The sequence below is a fragment of the Photorhabdus cinerea genome (assembly GCF_011189575.1).
Taxonomy (GTDB): Bacteria; Pseudomonadota; Gammaproteobacteria; order Enterobacterales; family Enterobacteriaceae; genus Photorhabdus; species Photorhabdus cinerea.
This window is the reverse complement of the sequence record NZ_PUJW01000010.1, coordinates 1-17814: the sequence shown is the minus strand read 5'-3', so window position 1 is coordinate 17814 and position 17814 is coordinate 1. Positions and strand designations below refer to the sequence as shown.

Here is a 17814-nt window from a genome sequence, read left to right as displayed (position 1 = left end):
AGAGTTGATAACAGGACGGCAGGATTTTATTGAAATGACAGAAAATAGAGCGAATATTAATGCTTTGGTTCTGTCATTAAATGGTAGTCTGAACAGTTCGGCACTGAATCTATTTTGACCCTATGTTCTAACTTGGCTGTCGCCAATTCATTCCCTGGTGTCACTCTTGGGGTATTTGATTATTTGGCTGATTGTTTGTAATCCGATGATACTAAATTGGGTTGTTTTAACAAAACTGCGGAATTCTCCCCCTAAATTCTCATTGAGAACGAAGCGAAATATTATATATTGGAAAAAGTGAGGAGATTATCCGGTATAACAGAATATTATGTTCAATATGTCATTATATTTTCTATAAATTGACTGAATCGTAGCAGATAGCCATCAGGATCTTGCACCAAAAATTCTCGTTGGCATGCAATTACTTCATTAATATAATAATGATTATCTTTAACTTCTCGGTATAGTTTTATCGAATTAGCTTTTAAGCTGTTCAATAAAGGAGTCAAATCATCGACTTCAATCTGAAAATTCACACCTCTTCCTAGGGGATAATTTAATGGGGCTATGTTCCAGCCATCATCATGTAGTGCTTCAAGCATGAGTTGTGCTTCGCCTAATTCTAAATATGCAAAGTTTGGTTTATCTCGACGAATAAGTAACTGGAAGCTGAGAATTCTTTGGTAAAAATCCAGAGATAGAGAAAAATTAGTAACGGTAAGTTCTGGAACCATACGATTCCAATAAGGTTCGTTTTGAGCCATACGCTATTCCTAAGTTTTGATTCTGTTGTTTGGTGTATTGAATGCCACTATCCATATCTTATCAAGTTTTAATTGCCCGTATATCCATAAAAAAACTCCTGCGGTGGGGGCCGCAGGAGCCTGGTGTTGACGGAAATATGCTCCGAAAGGAAGAAAACAAAGCAGGTATATTTATGTTTTAATTTAGTTTGTTAACTTCCAACATGTTACGGCTCAGTTATTAACAGGAAGTTCTTGTGGCTTCCCTTTGGAACACGAATATTTGGTTACTTTTACTCTTTTAGTGCGATTACTCGACAGACGTACCGTAGAAGTCGCGGCTAATAGAACAATAGCATCAGAATGCCCTATTTGGGCAACTTTTTGCCTAGTCATTAATTAGTTGTACATAATCTTTCAGTGTCAATACTGCTTCTGTACTGGCATTATCGCCAGTGTTCTGGTTCATTAAGTTTTCCTCCTGTTTTGATTTTGAACTTTCTATACAACTGAATTCATCATTTGCTGATATTCGCTGATCACTTGTTGGCAAAATTCAGATGAATTCACGTGATGAGAACTTTTAATCAGTTGTCTATTTTCCATTTCTATAAATGTAGACTCAAAAGCGTTGATGAATGCTTGAGTCGCTTCAGGGTTCCAGAATGGTCCATTTTCAATATCCAGAGCAGAAAAACCACCTTCAGGAATAATAAATTTCACTTTTCCTTCGCACTGATTAAGTTTTTCAGCAATCCAAATCCCCATTTGATAATTCTCTTCTGGTGTGGTGCGCATTAATGTTACATGGGGATTATGGCGGTAAAATTGCCTGTTTTTATAGTGTCCCGGAATAGTATTCGGATGGCCGAAATTCACCATATCCAACGCCCCGCAAGAACCAATATAAGGTGTTTTTGTGCGGGCTATTGCACTCAAACGGTCAACATCACAGGCCAGAATACCGCCAAATAAATAGTCACAGACTTCAGTTGTGGTTATATCAAGCAGACTGTTAAGCAAGCGACTTTCGGCCAGTTTTTCCATGGTTTTGCCACCGCTGCCGGTTGCATGGAAAACCAAACAGTCATATTGCTGTTCCAGCTCTTTGGTCAGCAACTGTATACAAGGTGTTGTCACACCAAACATTGTCAGGCCAATAGCAGGCTTATCTTCGATATTGCACTCTTCATGAAAATAAACTGCGCCAGCAATTTGGTTGGCCGCATTCTTTAATACCTGACGAGAGATGCGGTTAAGGCCAGATACATCAGTGACTGAATACAGCATAGCGATATCACTAACTCCAACATACCCAGAAACATTACCGGAAGCCATGGTAGAAACCATAAGTTTTGGTATACCTACAGGTAAAGACTGCATGGCGGGTGTGATCAGTGCTGTCCCGCCAGAACCCCCTAGCCCCAGAATAGCTAAAATATCAGTTTGTCTTGATAAAAAAGTTTTAAAGGCGATTGCCATTGCGGAAATTGCTTTACCCCGATCACCACAGAAAACGGCTTCTTTGCCTTGTGGATGATGCTCTGCTACTGTTAGTGAAGTAATATCCGCACCTCTTTCCAGTGGGCTAGGTTTAGTAGTCAAGTCCACAGTGCGAACGGCAAGGCCAGTTTTTTCTATCAGATCCCTGACGTAGAGGATTTCTGCACTCTTGGTATCAAAAATGGTGGTAATATAAACATAGCCCTGGTTATTTTTCATTATAATTATGAATGCTTCCCCTAGTGCTGACTACTAACTTATGGATAGATTATAGTCAATATGAGACTTGAGTATCACTGTTATATCATCAAATTGAGACTATCATCTCATTTTATTTGTAAATAAATTGAATCAATTTGGGCGTTTTGTAGGTAATTAAGTAGAGTGATGATGTCGAAAAAATATTTTAACCATACGCTTATATAGAGAATCTTATTGTGAAAGAGTTGTGGCAATGATGGACTCGAATACTAAACCTCATTTTACTGGTACTCGGAAAAAAACTTATACATTGCTGATAAATGCTGCATTGGAACTTTTTGAGCAGAGAGCGATACCTTCAGTTTCCGAATTGGCAATATATACAGGGGTTTCCAGAGCAACGGCATACCGCTATTTTCCGACGCAAAGCGATTTAATTGATGCAATCGTTAGTGCTAGCCTTGGGCCGATCCTCACCTGGAAGCCTTCCAGTGAAAATACTGAGGAGCGGATTATTGAATTATTGGATTTTGCCTATCCCCGGATGTTCCAACATGAAGGTGCATTGAGAGCTGCTCTTTTAGTTTCATTACAGCAATGGGCTCAGGGGCGTTCATCTGAGGATAAACAGGAAAAGAAACTGGTTCGTGGGCACCGTAAAGAGATCCTTTCGATGGTTGTTGAACCATTAAAAGGGCATTTTCCACCGGACACTCTGGAAAACGTCATTCGTTCTTTTTCCCTGATTTATGGTTCCGAAGTTTTTTTAGTGATGAAAGATATCTGGCATATGGATGATGCAAAAGTTATTGAAATCACTAAATGGATGGCAAAAGCCATTATTAATCAGGCGCACAGAGACTCTGAATTATAGTTATTCATGATAAATCGTTGAGTAACAACGCCTTATTATTGACGAATTATTTTATAGTGGATATTTTGTCTATAATTTCATTTAACTGATGGTGATTCCTATGCAAAATATCCCTGTATACGATGATGTGGTTGCCGCCGCCAGGCGTATAGAAAACTATGTTTACCGTACTCCAGTCCTGACTTCCCGTACTGCGGATGAAATGACAGGAGCCAGGTTATTTTTTAAATGTGAAAACTACCAGCGAATGGGGGCGTTTAAATTTCGTGGTGCTTTTAATGCGTTATCAGCCCGTATATTGAATATTCCAGCCACAATCATCATGCCGCACGATGCACCAGCCGCTAAGGTGGATGCGACTAAAGGCTATGGTGGTAAAGTGATTTTTTATGATCGTTATGTGAATGATCGTGAACAGATTGGCCGTGAATTATCAGAAAATCAGGGGCTGACCCTAATTCCTCCTTATGATCATCCGCATATTATTGCCGGGCAAGGAACTGCAGCAAAAGAGTTGTTTGAAGAAGTTGGTGAGCTGGATGCGTTGTTTGTCTGTCTCGGTGGTGGTGGTTTGCTTTCAGGGAGTGCACTTGCTGCCCGTTATTTATCTCCCGGATGTAAAATTTATGGTGTAGAGCCGGAAGCGGGTAATGATGCCCAGCAGTCATTTCGTCAGGGGAAAATTATTCATATTGATACACCTAAAACGATTGCTGATGGTGCGCAAACTCAGCATATTGGACAATATACTTACGAAATTATCCGAAAAAATATTGATGATATTTTCACTGTTTCTGATGAGGAGTTGGTGGAGACAATGCGTTTTTATGCAGAAAGAATGAAGATGATTGTTGAGCCAACAGGGTGCTTGAGTTTTGCTGCTGTACGTCAAATAAGTCAGCAATTGCAAGGGCAAAACATTGGGATCATTGTTAGTGGAGGGAATGTGGATATTGCACATTATTGCGCTTTATTGGCAAGATAATCTCAGACGCGATAAAAGTTTCATATTTTGATATTTCCGTGAAAAAAAATTTTATTATTCAATCGTACAGAATGTAGGCCCAATAAAGGAGGTTATCATTTAATATTGTGCGTTAGCGTTTCCGGCTTGCCTAATTCTTTCTACTTTTTGAAGTTTGGCTTGTTATTTTTGTCTTGTGATGTCTTTATGGCTTTCAATACACTGTCAGGATTCTATTCTGGATATACCCAATAGATTTCAAATTGCAGCGCGGCGGCAAATGAACGCATCCCCAGGAGCATAGATAACGATGTGGCTGGGGTAAGTGAAAGCAGCCAACAAAGCAGCAACTTGAAAGATGAAGAGTATAAAAATATTTAATGAATATTGAATATTTTCTTTGTTATTAAAGATAAAAATTCACTTTCAGTCACCTCATTGCATTACTTTCCATAGCTTATTTATTTCACCTATGCAAATCTATTAGCATTTTTGGTGAAAAGGATTTAGTACAAACATGTTAATCAAAATAATTTATAAAGAAAGGGAGAAAAAATATAAAAAAATTATGAGTACTGCTTGACCAGAAACAACAATTACATTAATTTTGTTTTTTCCTAAAAAGGGCATTATTAAACTTCATCACTTGTTACTCTGGTGGCAGTGGAAGGAGTTTAGAGTGAATTTAACTGATAGTTATAGTTGATTAAATTAATTAACTAACGTTAATTGTTTGCTTTTTAAAAGTAATATATAAGGTTAGTGGCTTACACAAAAAACAGAATAATTTAACATCTTAAATAGTTTTTCTATCAGGATTATTAGTGGTTTCCTGTCAACCTGGCAGCACTACCGTATTTATCACCATTAACCCTAAATAAGCATCATGTTATGAAAGAGGTAATCGTAAGTGAAATGGTATGTCGAGGAAGCATTCAAAATTAATCAGGCTATACCGTCTGGAGAATCAATCAATATTGAAGCTGGTTTTGGACCAACAGGACTTCCACATATAGGCACCCTTTGTGAAATTCTTCGGGCCAATCTTATACAAACTGAATTGGAGAAAGCCGGCAGAACAGTTAACTTTTATCTCGTTTCAGATGATTTGGACCCTTTTAGAAAAATTCCTTTGAATGTTCCAAATCCTGAAAAATTAACTCCCTATTTAGGCCGACCGGTAAGCCAGGTGCCAGATCCTTTCGGGAACTTCCAGTCATTTTCTGAAATGGCTGAATACCAATTAATGAAGCTTGCCGCAGAATATGAAATAGATTGTCAACTGGTAAGAAACTCGTTAGCTTATCGAAATGGAGATTACAATGATGAAATTAAATTGTTTCTCCAACATTTTCCGGTGATAAATCAGATATGCAAGGAGTCTACAGGGTCTTTAAGACAAAGAACATATAGTATGATAATGCCCATTTCTGAAAAGACTGGGGCAGTACTTGAGCATATTGTTGTGACAGGAGTAAACTCAGAATCTGGCGAAATTACCTATTACATACCGGGTGATGAAGTTGTTAATAAACCCGGTTATGAATACGGAGTAGAAATTCGGGAACTCTATAAAAATGAAATATTGGATCAAGAGCAAACTATTTCAGTACTGAATGGTAAGTCTAAACTACAGTGGAAAGCAGACTGGGGGATGCGCATTCTTTCCAGAAATATTCATTTTGAAATGCATGGTGAAGATCTGCTAGCCTCTGCATCCATTGTTCGTGAGATCGCGGCTGCATTAGACAGACCGGGTCCACGTTTTTACAAGTATGGGCTTTTTCTTGATGTTTCAGGTAAAAAAATATCAAAATCAAAAGGGAATGGCTTTTCTCTGGATGATGTTCGTAATCTGCTTACACGGGATGCAATCCGAATTTACTTATCAAAAGAGCCACAGAAATCTTATAAATTTTATGTAGAACAGGCGCCACTCTTAAATGATCAAGTGAATATTGCGAAAAAAGACAGGAAAAGATTGTCTTTTTCGAAGATAGCAAGAATATTATGCGCATCAAAACCGGCGAGTAAGTTCGCAGCTGGAAATTTCCTGAATCTATATAAAAAACAGGGAGAGTCGATTTCAGATCAGGAATTAGAAATAAGTTATAACTATTACATAAGGACGCGTAGCAATACAAATGAAGGGTTAAGAAATATTAAAGAGGAAAAATATTTTTCAGCCATTTCTGACTTGATAAGCTCCGGAGAAATATCATCTAAAGAACAACTTTTCCGGCTTATAACTAAGATGTATGAAGAATATTTTCCGGATAATGAATTATCTCAAATATGGTCGCTGCTTTATAGAGGGTTATTTGGCGATATAGAAGGCCCACGAATTAAAACATGGTTAGATTTAAATTGTATGGAGAATATTTTAACTCATTTTGAAAATCCATATAAAAATATAGTGACTAGTAAAAATAATATGGCTCAGAAAGATATGTTAATAAAAGATATAATCGAGGAGAGTCAAATACATATGACTAAGTTATACGGTAATATTGATTTCAGCGAAATCAAAAAAAAATGTGACGAACTTTCCTCTGCTTTACAGAAGAATTGTGAAGCTTTGGTGAATGCGCTCTCCGGTTATCAGTGTAAAAACGTGACCGAGGATGAAATTCTTCGCTCAGTAGATGTCTTAAGTAATATTGAGAAAAACAGTAAATATTTCCAAAAGAAAATTTATGGTGTTACATCGTTTCTTCCTCTTAACCAACCTATTTACGCATCTGTGTGCTTTGGTTTTATACCCTCGCTGATGGCAGAAAACGTATGTATACGCCCGCCTACAGCAATGCATATGCATTATAAGAAATTTGCGGAGATTCTTAATTTATCTGAGTTTTCTCCAGCATTATCTATTTCTTATGAAGACAAAGAGTTATTTTTAAGTCAGCGAGTAAAAATAACGGATGCTGTAATCTTTACAGGTACACCAGAGAATGCCATCAAAGTACGTAAGCATTTTAGGAAAAACACATTATTTATCCTTAATGGCGCTGGCCATAACCCTCTGATTATCTCAAGAGATGCAGACATTGATCTGGCAGTTGAAAGTGCGAAGCGAGTTGTTCTTTATAATCAAGGGCAGGATTGTGCTGGTCCAAACACCATATTAGTGCACAATGATATATACGATCTATTCAGGGAACGATTAGTCTCTGATTTGAAAAATATTGAAGATAAAGTTGGACCTTATAGCAATTATAAAAATATAGTTGGTCCCAATAGCGATATTGATCACAGTGTAAAAATTGCATCGGTATTTAAAGATAACAGGCCATATTGTACATATGGAGGAGAAGTCAATCCTATAAATGGCATGATAAAACCCACTATTTTCGAGAAGGCGTTATCGTTAGGTGGCAATTATAAAGAGTTTTTTGCTCCTGTCTTTTTCTTACAAAGATATTATCATGATCAAGAATTGACTGATTATTTTTCTGATCCTTTGTATGCTGCTAATGCGATGTATATCTCTTTGTTTGGTACAAGTGACTATATTCATAATCAATTAAGTGAACGTTTTCATTTGCCAGATAGCATTCTTAATAATACTGACTTACATCGGGAAGAACACGGTTATCTTCCATATGGTGGCCAGGGACCGGCAGCGTCGTGCCTTTGGTATGAAGGAAATCGAATTAGTGGAAGTACATTGCCGCAGCGTGATATATATCAGTATTTGGTTGAACCTTATAACGGATAAAATAAATGCAAGCCAGCTTCAAAACGACAAAACCATATATAATATCAATTGTATTAGGTGCATCTCTCGTAGGATTAGCGATGGGATATACATTACCTATGGTCAGTTTGAAGCTGGCAGGTCAAGAGCATAATCCGGCTACGCTGGGTATTATGTCAGCGCTCCCTGCTATTTTCTTTTGAAGTCAGTGTTACAAACATCACATCTACTTGGCTTAAAGATCGCGCCAAGAATCATCAATAAAATTATTCCACCAATCACCCATTCCACGAGCTTCACTCCATTTTATTTAATCAGGTCTGCCAAGGTTAATAATACGATTAATACTAGCAAAGAAAATTATGAACACTGGTTCTTTAAGCCAAGCTAATACATCAACATCAATCCTGACTGATGCCTGTGTTTTTACCGGACGATAGAACCGTCCCCCGTGCAGCTTTCTTCCAGAAATCTTCATTCAGCCGTGCGATGTCACTATAATCAATATCATTATCAAGTTTGCTGGACAGTGCTTTAAGTTCAGATTCCTATTTTTCAGTCAGAGGCGGCAGTTCGCTTCGGTTGTATCTAACCATGTTCATAACGTTTCCTCTCATTACGTTCTGCTTTTCGTACATTTGATAATACGAATAACCTTCGTACCATCTTCAAACCGTGTCGTGTGAGCGATCAGAACAACCACACATTCTTTCACTGTTCCAATCGTCTGCCAGCGCATGCATAACTAGGCTCCCCATCCCAGGCCGCCGTATGGCGGCCTCCTGATCTAAAAGTCAGGATTTTTTGCAATTAAATTAACGGTTACTTTTCTCTGCCAAAATAAACATCCCAAATGGATGAATTTCCAGATAATAATTATCACCAACATTAGGTTGCAATTGGGTGGCATTGATTTGTAGTAGCAAAGTTTGATCTTGCCAGTCTACAGTCACTTCATATTGTGGCCCCATGTAAGCCACATGGCTGATGGTGCAGAGCTGGCTTGCATGTCCGTGATGACTTAGAGTCACAGCTTCTGGCCTGACGCCTACAGTTACGGCTTGCTGGTTACTGGTGAAGTTTTCTGGTCGTGGCAGGCGATAATGGAAAATTTCTACATAATCAGCGCCCAAAGTAGCAGGAAAGATATTGGCATCTCCCATGAAACTCGCCATAAACTCAGATGCTGGCTGGCGATATAGCGTTTGTGGTGCGCCAATTTGCATGATTTTGCCTTTATTCATCACCAACACGGTATCGGAGACCGCAAATGCTTCACTTTGATCATGAGTAACATATAGCGAGGTGATGTTAAATTGTTGCTGCAATTCGCGGATTTTCTCGCGCATATTGCGGCGTAAGTTAGCATCAAGGTTACTCAGTGGTTCATCGAAAAGCAGTACTTTGGGCTTAAGGATTAAGGCGCGAGCGAGGGCAATACGTTGTTGTTGTCCGCCGGAGATTTGATCGACATAACGATCTTCAAAACCACCCAGATCGACCAGTTCCAGAGCTTCCTTAACTCGCTCGCGTATCTCCGCTTTAGGTCTCCCCAGCATTTTTAAACCGTAGCCAATATTTTCTCCCAGCGACATATGCGGAAACAGGGCGTAGGACTGGAATACCATACAGATATCTCGTTGCTGAATAGAGCGATCTGTAACATCTTCACCATCAATGAAAATCTTGCCTTCGCTGGGTTTTTCCAGCCCGGCAACTAAACGTAATACGGTGGTTTTACCGCAACCAGATGGCCCCAACAGTGTGACCATATGTCCTTGTGGGATAGATAGATCCAGATTATCGATCACGGTGTTGCTACCGAACCGTTTAGTTACATTTTTCAGTTCGACAAAATTTTGGTGTGTCATGTCCTTACTCCGTGATTACTGTGCATTTTTGGCTTTAGAACGGGAAACCCGAGCTTCACCAATCAAATAGTCAAATAGGAAAATAATGGCCAGCATGACCACAATCAGGATAGAGCCATAAGCGATAGCAACCCCATATTCACCATCTTCCACCCGGTTCAGAATATAAGCGGTTGCTACACGGGTATCAGGTGTGACTAAGAATACAATAGCGCTGACGGTGGTAATGGCACGGACAAAGCTGTAAATCAGTGCAGACAGAATTGCTGGGCGCAGTAACGGCAACAAAATGTGGAAAATAGTTCTCATCGAGCCGGCTCGCAGGCTCAGCGAGGCTTCATCCAATGATTTGTCAATCTGTCCAAGACCGGCAATACCTGCGCGGATACCTACCGGTACGTTTCGCATAGTCATGGAGATGATGACAATAGCTGCGGTTCCGGTGAGATAAAAAGGTGAATCATTGAAGGCCAGAATGTAGGAAACCCCTGCAACTGTACCCGGTACGGCAAAGCACAGCATAGTGGTGAATTCGATAGTTTTCTTACCACGAAATTCCTGCCTCACGACAATATAAGCGATCAGCAGACCGAGGATCGCAGTGATGGGGGCGGCGATACCGGCGTAGAGTAGGGTATCCAGCAATGAAGGCCATGCGCCGTCATGCATCCCTTGACCGAACAGCTTGATAAAGTTGTCCAAAGTCAGGGTGTAATCCACTCCCCAGTTGACGGTGAAACTGCCGTAGAAGATGCTGCCGTATAACAGAATGTTGGATACAACCCAGATAAACAGGATGGTACAGACACCCCAAACCAGCGAATTTGGCAACGGTTGTACATCACCACGATAGGATTTGCCAGAAACCGTGACATAGGAGCGTTTACCAATCCACATATACTGGACGCAGAATATCAGCAGAGAGAAAACCAGAAGCGAAGCACCGAGAGTACTGGCAGCTTGATAGTCAAGTTGAGAGCCGGTGATATAGAAATAAATTTGAGTCGCCAGTACATCAAAACTACCACCCAGTACCAGTGGGTTACTGAAATCTGCCAGTGATTGAACAATCACAATTAGGAAAGCGTTCGCCAGTGCGGGTTTCAGCAGTGGTATGAATACATTAAAGAAAGTCTGATAACGATTGGCGCGCAGAGTATAGGAGGCTTCTTCCTGCGAGGGATGGATGGTTTTGATGGCACCATCAAGGATCATAAATGCCATTGGCGTAAAAGCCAGTACCTGGGCCAACCAGATACCGGTAAAACCATACAGCCAATTGGTGTTGGTCAGGCCGAACCAGGTTGCCATAAACTCAGTAATGTAACCGGAGCGGCCCATCATCAATGTGACGCCTAAACCGACAACAAATGGCGGTGTTACGATGGGCAAAATAGAGAATACCCGGCCAATAATGGCGGAGCGGCGGGCAATTCTGGAGGTGTAAATTGCCAGCACCAGACCGAAGAAAGTACAGCCTATAGCAACGGACACAGAGAGCAAAATAGAGTTAGTGATAACCTGAATAATATGTGGCTGCCCCAATATCGATATAAAAGCGAACGGAGCAAACTGACCGGCATCATCGGTAAACATCGGAATAAAAATGGCGATACTGGGATAAAGGATAAATACGCCGATCAGGGCAACAACGGTGACCAGTGAGCCAATGACAAAACTGTCCCCCCCTAGCCATTCAAGGCGAGTCAGGGCCAGAGTGATAATCGCGCCCAGTGAGATAAACAGGATAATTGTAGAGTAGCCTAGTCCACGTCCGATAAGGGCCGCACTGATAATGACCAACAAAGCACATAATAAGGCATAACCCGCATCAAAATAGTGGCGGTTACGCTGATTACAGTTTGCTGGTGTCAGTGGACGCAGTAGTAGTACTGATGGTAACAGGAACCACAGTAAGCTAAAGTTTAATCCGTTCCAGCCATAGGAGGAGAGAATTTCATCTTGAGTAGAATCGAAGAGGCCGTAGTCCAGGCTCCATGATGGTAAAAGGGCGAAAGACAACCACGCCAAGGCAATCCACCAGAACACAGCATCCCGCTTCTGTCTGATAGGCAAAATAAAAGTGTGAAACATAATTTCCCTCTTTTTTATTATTATCGTGAGATAGCAGCAGTAAGAATTTATCCCTGCAGGCGTTATTAATGTGGAAAAATCGAATAAGCCTGATGGATAGTTTCTAAGGGCGGAGTGATCCGCCCTTGATTGACCTTATTTAGCCATTTTCACTTCTGTCACCCATTTGGTGATTAGCTCTTTACGCACATCACTGGCGCCGAATTTGTCCATGTCGTAATTGATCAATTTTAGATCGGACAATTTAAGTGCCAAAGGAGAAGCTTTCGCTGTGGTATTGGTCAGGATTTGATAGGCTTTACCTTTCTTCCAGCTAAGTTCCTGTGCTTCTTTGGATAGTACCCAGTCAACGAACAGCTTAGCGTTGTCCATATTGCGGGCATTTTTGATGATGCTGACACCACCGATTTCATAACCTGTACTTTCACATGGTGCGATAAGTTTCAGTGGTGCGCCATTTTCGACTTCCAATGAGTAATCATGCAGGAAACCGATGCCAATGGTGGATTCACCCCGGGCTGCGTTCCGCGCCGGGGCGACACCGGATTTAGTGTACTGAGAGATGTTGGTGTTCAGTTTTTTCAAGTAATCAAATGCCTGATCTTTGCCCCATAACTGGACAAAAGTTGCCAGTGCGGTGTAAGCCGTGCCTGAGCTTTGAGGGTCAGCAATTTGAATTTCACCTTTATATATCGGTTTGGTCAGATCTTTCCAGCAGGTTGGGATCGGGATCTTTTTCTCTTTCAGGCGTTCGGTATTGACGCCATAGCCAAGAATACCGACGTAAACTGCGGAGGTGTAGTTGCCTTTACGTTTGGCGGGATCGCGAAACTGCGGCATGATTTGTGTCAGATTAGGGGATTTATAGGCGGCTAGCAGATCCATCTCACCCGCCTGAGAATGTGGGTCAAGCGTACCGCCATACCAAACGTCAGCCTGTGGATTACGCTTTTCTGCCTCAATTTTTGCCAGGGTGCTACCTGAACCATTGCGGACAAAAGTTGTTTTTACATTGTATTTTTCACCGAATGCTCTGGTTTCAGCTTCGCATAAGGCGTTAGTTGCACTGCAATAAACGATCAAACGGCCAGCGGCCTGAGCATTGCTGGTAAATGCAGCAATGACCAGACCCGCTGCGACGAGTGTAGAGAGAGGTTTCAGTTTCATTATTTTGTCCTTTTTATTCAGACCTTCTTATCATTGGAAAATGGCGATGTTATCCCTGCCATATGTTCCCTTTTACTAACGTCTGCCATTAACAGAGGCATTAATAGCAAACCCATCATGGCAGATGCGACGGTGAGCAGAGCAAATATTCCTGACCAACCGTAGTGTGCAACCACCTGGCTCAATGGCCAGCCTGCCATTGCAGCGCCCAAATAGGCGTACAATCCCAAATAACCAGTGACCGTGCCGGCGGCTTGTTTATGGCAATATTCTGTGGCTGCCAACCCAATCAGCATTTGCGGGCCAAAAACAAAAAAACCGATGCTGAAAAAACAGACTGCTAATAGTGCATAGTGATGAATGGGGGTTAGCCACAATGCGGTGACAGAGATAAATAGCCCCAGTGCGAATAGAAGAATCATTGGAGCGCGCTGACCACGGAACAGTAAATCCGATCCACAACCAGAGAAGAGCGCTCCTACCAAACCACCGAGTTCAAACAGTGAAAGTGTTGCATTGGCACTGAGCAGATTAGCGCCATGTGTTTCTGACAACCACAGATTCCCCCAGTCATTAATCGCCATTCTGATGAGGTAGACCAGAATGTAGGAGAACCCCAACAGCCAGATAGTTTTGTTAATTAGAATCGTATCCCGCAGTATCTGCATCATCGGCATGGGCGGCGATAGCTGTTCGTGCCGAAGTTCCAGTAAATCCTGTCGCCAGCGCCCTATACTGGGTAAACCTTGTTGCTGTGGTCTGTCACATAGCTGATAGCAGAGCCAGATACCCAGTAAAATACCGATAACTCCAGGCATCATCAAAGCAGCCTGCCAGCTGTAAGTTGTTGCCAGAAAAGCTGACAGCATCGGGATTGTAATGCCGACAATATTGATGGAGATATTCCAGCATCCCCACCAAAAACCTCGTTCATTGCGGGAGTACCAGTGTGTCAGTAACCTTGCACAAGGGGGCCATCCCCAGCCCTGAAAGAAGCCGTTCAGTGTCCAGATGATCAGTAGGGCAGAAAATGATGAGCAAAAAGCGAACATAATGTTCAATGCGCCTGTCATCATTAATCCAGCACCCATAAACCAGCGATAGCCGGTGCGATCATGAAATACACCGGAAACAAATTTTGAGCCGCCATAAGCCAGATAAAACAGACTGGTTATCCAGCCGATATCTCCTTTATCTAGCCCTAATTCCAGCTGCATAACTGGCATGACAAAATTGAAGCTTTTTCGCGTCAGATAAAATGCGGCATAGCCAATGATCATGGAAATCAGCAAACGGCTACGCCAGTAGCGATAGTGTTGTGAGATCTGTTCCTGGCTGGTGGCTGGCATGGGCGATTCCTCCATGAAAAGAGAATGTAAAGAAAAATTAATGAAAATGGATGGGGTAAGGTTTTAGGTAACTAAGAATAATTCTTAGTTACGTCTAATTTTCATCAGAATTTGTGGGCAGGTTAACAATTATGCGTGTGCCGTTATCATTGCTTAACTGCCAGTCTCCGCCTAGCGCCCGGATACGTTCTTCAATGCCTTGAAGACCAAAGCCGCTTTTCCTTTTATCTTCAGTGATACCGATTCCGTTATCACTGATTCTGAGTTCAATCACATCTCTGCGTTGTCGCAACGTAATATTGATTCGGCTAGCGTTAGCATGTTTACTGATATTGTTCAGCAATTCCTGAACCAGACGATAAAGGGTAAAAACCACCGTTTCATTCGCTGGATTTTGGGTGAGCAGGTAATTCAACTGGCAATCAATATCCTGCTGTTTGAATGCGAATTCATTGATCAGATGGTGGAGTGCTTTTTCTAAAGACATCTCTTCCAGAACCGGAGGTCGCAATTGGCGCAGTAATTGACGGGTGGATTGATGAATTTGTTGAGCCAGATGATTGATCTGCTCTGCGATCATTTCTGTTGCTGGGGAAGTGGCAGTCCGTTTTACTAACGTTGCCTGAATCTGAATGGCAGTAATATTCTGACCAATTTCATCATGTAACTCGCGGGCAATACTTTTACAGACATCCTCTTCTGTATGAACTAGCTTCTTCATCAGGATATGGCGGGCGGTTAGCTCCTGCTCCAGTCGTTCACGATAGCGTTGCAGGTTTTCGGCGAGTTGCTGCTGACGGCTGATAGCTATCCCAAGCCCGATTCCCAATAGCGCTTGAATGGTCAGGAACATTTCCAGTTCACCTAAATCGTCAAAAGCCCCGTTGAATTGCCGGGCTGATGTGATCATCAGACTGCCCAATAAAGCAGCCAGTACGCCACCTTGCCAGCCATAACGATAGGCCATAAATACATTGGGGATAAATATCAGTATTACCAAAAGACTCTCAATTTCTGGTGATATAAAGATCTGGGCACTCAGCCCTAGCAAGCAGAACAGGCAGCACCACATCAGCAGGGAAGTGCGTAACTGTGGATCAGAATAGTCAGAATCCAGCATATTTCTCAACTGTTGCTGACGCAGATATTCATAGATCAGATAAACAAAAGGTGACAGCAAAACACCACCCGTTAGTGAGGTAAGAAATAAGTGGTTGGTTCCGGCGGTCAGAGTCAATCCCAAACAGGCTGCCTGTAATACACTGTTGGTGGCGATGCCTGCCAACAGAATAGAGAGCCGTTGCCAATACAAGGTATAGCGCCACCAGATCCGCTGGACCATAAAAGTGGGTATCAGGCTGAGAAATGGCGATAACAGCATGATATTGTCAGTAATAAGCTGTTCGCTGCCGAGCCATAGTAAGATGATAACCTCAGTGACTAATAAGGTTGGCAGGTAGCGACGGCCCAGTAGAATAAACAGTGCCAGCCGTAATCCTTGTGGCAGAAGCAATGTGGCTTGTTGCCCGTTATCATTCAGGTAGAAACTGATGGTCCACAGAGCAAGCCAGCTCAGTGAATAGAAAATCAGCAAAAACAGTGATAACAGGCTAAATCGTAGTCCAACGCTCATGGGTTCCCCGTTAGAATCTGGTGTTGCAGGGCGTAATGAACCAGATCGATAGTGCTATCGCACTGTAATTTGCCAAGAATGTTGGCCCGATGAACATGAACGGTTTTGGGGCTGAGGCTGAGTTGCTCTGCGATAGTTTTAACATTGATGCCATTGATAAGCAGATCAAATATTTCTCGTTCTCTGAGGGTCAGAACTTGCAGCGCTTTAATATCTTGTGGTGTCTGACGCAGTGCTTTCAGCGCATCAGCACACAGATAGCAACCGCCTTTATGGACGGAGCGTACTGCCTGCACCAACTCTTCCGGGCCACATCGTTTGGTGAGATAGCCGCAGGCACCGGCATCCAGCGCACTTTGTACAAATGCCGTGGTGTCATAAATACTGAGAATAATGGTACGGAAATCGGGCCGTTTTTGCCGTAACCGGGTCAGCAAGTGCAAACCACTTTCATCCGGCATCGCGATATCCATCACTGCAACATCAATAGGATTCCTGAGTAAATCCAGCCAGGCTTCGTTGGCGCTGCTATATTGCCCGGTAATTTCAAGATCATTTTCAAGAGCCAGTAATTGGGCAAAGCCGGAACGGACAACTACGTGGTCGTCAATAAGTGCAATTCTAATCATAATTTTTGTTATTAATCATAAACACAATAACTTACATGATGTGCAGGAAAGGCAGGTTGTGCAAATTAATCAACTAAATCTGCAAGAAAGCTAACAAATTTAGTAAATTGTTGGGTGATAATTGAATAGATTCAGTGGAAGAGCGGGTTTGTTAGCCTTGAGTTTGTGATCAACCTACATAACGTTGAGTTTGACATCCACCCCCCCCTCGTACTTGGTGACTCAGGCGAGGGTAGGTGACAATCTGATTGCTCAGGTGCCGGGTTCCTGCTGCTAGCAGCTCGAACCTGTGTGGATTGCTGTACTGATTTATCCCTCACGATGCTGTGAAAATAATTACAGCGGGAGGTCACCGATAAAATAGGGGATCAACTTAGTCGATATTGTAATAATATTCTGATTGATTTATTTAGCCTTATTCTTGGGCGGTTGACCTCCTGATAATAAAACTATTTATGTCCTGTTTTAACTTGTATAAGCGCATTTATTCTTATTTTCTTAACCTAATTGATAATCATTCTTTTTTTACCTTTATTTTATTATCGATTGTCAGTATGAAGATAATGCGTCTTATTCGTTGTTATAAAATAGCTCATTGTAAGATAAAGGTAATGATATTTACATCATCACTGAACTGTCCTGACATAATAGAATTTTCTATCCCTGCCATTTTGTGAAAATAAATGCAACTCTTTTGTTTAACAAATGCCGCATCGTTTAAGTTAGGTTTATATATTGTGTACCCTATATTGAGTTCTTTGGTTTTTATATCCGATTTAGATTAAACAAAAAGTGCTTTATGGCAAAAAATAGCTTGATTTTATGTCAAACTGTTTAGAAAATCGCCTTGGTTAAGAAATGACTCGTTTGGTCAATTTGAATATTTGTTTGAACGCACCTTGTCGGTTTCTCTTATTTTATGCCCGGCTAATGGCCTGTTCGGAAATAGCGGGTTCCGATTTTTCATTTCTGAAATTTGTGATGACATGACACTCATGTCTTTCGTTCTATTTTATTATTGAGGAGCGGCTTGTGATACCGAGCTTTCAAAACGAAATGTCCCCATCTCGTATTCATAATATTCAA

Annotated in this window: 14 protein-coding genes and 1 pseudogene; 5 read left to right on the top strand and 10 right to left on the bottom strand. The window is 41.6% G+C overall.

Translation table 11 applies throughout. The annotated features are described in order from the left end of the window. Positions 1-114: 114 nt before the first annotated feature. Positions 115-201, top strand: coding sequence for an aromatic amino acid transport family protein (locus C5469_RS23585; RefSeq protein WP_339414215.1), 87 nt, complete (start codon positions 115-117; stop codon positions 199-201). Between the two features lie 131 nt (positions 202-332). Here C5469_RS23585 and C5469_RS11025 read toward each other — a convergent pair whose 3' ends face one another. Next, complete coding sequence (locus C5469_RS11025) at positions 333-764, bottom strand: bleomycin resistance protein (RefSeq protein ID WP_166306136.1); 432 nt, start codon at positions 762-764, stop codon at positions 333-335. A gap of 480 nt (positions 765-1244) precedes the next feature. Then, positions 1245-2465, bottom strand: coding sequence for a Tm-1-like ATP-binding domain-containing protein (locus C5469_RS11020; protein WP_166306133.1), 1221 nt, complete (start codon positions 2463-2465; stop codon positions 1245-1247). Between the two features lie 235 nt (positions 2466-2700). Between C5469_RS11020 and C5469_RS11015 the strand changes: the two genes are divergently transcribed. The 4 genes from C5469_RS11015 to C5469_RS11000 all read left to right on the top strand — a co-directional run bounded on the left by C5469_RS11015 (position 2701) and on the right by C5469_RS11000 (position 8188). Continuing rightward, complete coding sequence (locus C5469_RS11015; protein ID WP_166306130.1) at positions 2701-3321, top strand: TetR/AcrR family transcriptional regulator; 621 nt, start codon at positions 2701-2703, stop codon at positions 3319-3321. Positions 3322-3421: 100 nt separating this feature from the next. Then, entirely contained in the window at positions 3422-4306 is an 885-nt protein-coding gene (locus C5469_RS11010) for a threonine/serine dehydratase (RefSeq protein WP_166306127.1), read from the top strand. A gap of 889 nt (positions 4307-5195) precedes the next feature. After that, complete coding sequence (locus tag C5469_RS24240) at positions 5196-8006, top strand: aldehyde dehydrogenase family protein (RefSeq protein ID WP_166306124.1); 2811 nt, start codon at positions 5196-5198, stop codon at positions 8004-8006. Between the two features lie 5 nt (positions 8007-8011). Then, positions 8012-8188: a hypothetical protein gene (locus C5469_RS11000; protein ID WP_166306121.1), complete on the top strand. Its 177-nt coding sequence runs from the start codon at positions 8012-8014 to the stop codon at positions 8186-8188. A 167-nt stretch (positions 8189-8355) separates the two neighbouring features. Here the strand turns inward: C5469_RS11000 and C5469_RS24455 are convergent. The 8 genes and pseudogenes from C5469_RS24455 to C5469_RS10970 form a co-directional block, all read right to left on the bottom strand. Then, positions 8356-8533, bottom strand: a pseudogene (locus C5469_RS24455) (BrnA antitoxin family protein); the annotation flags it as partial. Between the two features lie 68 nt (positions 8534-8601). Then, positions 8602-8724, bottom strand: a complete 123-nt coding sequence (locus C5469_RS23570) for a hypothetical protein (protein WP_423227323.1) — start codon at positions 8722-8724, stop codon at positions 8602-8604. Positions 8725-8800: 76 nt separating this feature from the next. Beyond that, positions 8801-9856 (bottom strand): ferric ABC transporter ATP-binding protein, encoded by a 1056-nt coding sequence (gene fbpC, locus C5469_RS10995; RefSeq protein WP_166306118.1) that lies wholly within the window; start codon positions 9854-9856, stop codon positions 8801-8803. Positions 9857-9871: 15 nt separating this feature from the next. Beyond that, positions 9872-11950 carry an ABC transporter permease gene (locus C5469_RS10990; RefSeq protein ID WP_166306115.1) on the bottom strand — a complete coding sequence of 693 codons (2079 nt, stop codon included), beginning with the start codon at positions 11948-11950 and terminating at the stop codon, positions 9872-9874. A 135-nt stretch (positions 11951-12085) separates the two neighbouring features. After that, positions 12086-13117 (bottom strand): ABC transporter substrate-binding protein, encoded by a 1032-nt coding sequence (locus C5469_RS10985; protein WP_166306112.1) that lies wholly within the window; start codon positions 13115-13117, stop codon positions 12086-12088. A 17-nt stretch (positions 13118-13134) separates the two neighbouring features. After that, positions 13135-14466 carry an MFS transporter family glucose-6-phosphate receptor UhpC gene (gene uhpC / locus C5469_RS10980; protein ID WP_166306109.1) on the bottom strand — a complete coding sequence of 444 codons (1332 nt, stop codon included), beginning with the start codon at positions 14464-14466 and terminating at the stop codon, positions 13135-13137. A gap of 94 nt (positions 14467-14560) precedes the next feature. After that, a complete protein-coding gene (locus tag C5469_RS10975) occupies positions 14561-16099 on the bottom strand; it encodes an MASE1 domain-containing sensor histidine kinase (RefSeq protein WP_166306106.1) in 1539 nt (512 codons plus the stop codon). Next, positions 16096-16728, bottom strand: coding sequence for a response regulator transcription factor (locus C5469_RS10970; RefSeq protein ID WP_166306103.1), 633 nt, complete (start codon positions 16726-16728; stop codon positions 16096-16098). Before C5469_RS10970 ends, C5469_RS10975 begins: the two co-directional genes overlap by 4 nt. Positions 16729-17814 lie beyond the last annotated feature (1086 nt).

Bases quoted from the DNA above. Each gene is read 5' to 3' on its own strand.
- C5469_RS11025 (WP_166306136.1), bottom strand. From the start codon at position 764: ATGGCTCAAAACGAACCTTATTGGAATCGTATGGTTCCAGAACTTACC.
- C5469_RS11020 (WP_166306133.1), bottom strand. From the start codon at position 2,465: ATGAAAAATAACCAGGGCTATGTTTATATTACCACCATTTTTGATACC.
- C5469_RS11015 (WP_166306130.1), top strand. From the start codon at position 2,701: ATGATGGACTCGAATACTAAACCTCATTTTACTGGTACTCGGAAAAAA.
- C5469_RS11010 (WP_166306127.1), top strand. From the start codon at position 3,422: ATGCAAAATATCCCTGTATACGATGATGTGGTTGCCGCCGCCAGGCGT.
- C5469_RS11000 (WP_166306121.1), top strand. From the start codon at position 8,012: ATGCAAGCCAGCTTCAAAACGACAAAACCATATATAATATCAATTGTA.
- C5469_RS23570 (WP_423227323.1), bottom strand. From the start codon at position 8,724: ATGCGCTGGCAGACGATTGGAACAGTGAAAGAATGTGTGGTTGTTCTG.
- fbpC (WP_166306118.1), bottom strand. From the start codon at position 9,856: ATGACACACCAAAATTTTGTCGAACTGAAAAATGTAACTAAACGGTTC.
- C5469_RS10990 (WP_166306115.1), bottom strand. From the start codon at position 11,950: ATGTTTCACACTTTTATTTTGCCTATCAGACAGAAGCGGGATGCTGTG.
- C5469_RS10985 (WP_166306112.1), bottom strand. From the start codon at position 13,117: ATGAAACTGAAACCTCTCTCTACACTCGTCGCAGCGGGTCTGGTCATT.
- uhpC (WP_166306109.1), bottom strand. From the start codon at position 14,466: ATGCCAGCCACCAGCCAGGAACAGATCTCACAACACTATCGCTACTGG.
- C5469_RS10975 (WP_166306106.1), bottom strand. From the start codon at position 16,099: ATGAGCGTTGGACTACGATTTAGCCTGTTATCACTGTTTTTGCTGATT.
- C5469_RS10970 (WP_166306103.1), bottom strand. From the start codon at position 16,728: ATGATTAGAATTGCACTTATTGACGACCACGTAGTTGTCCGTTCCGGC.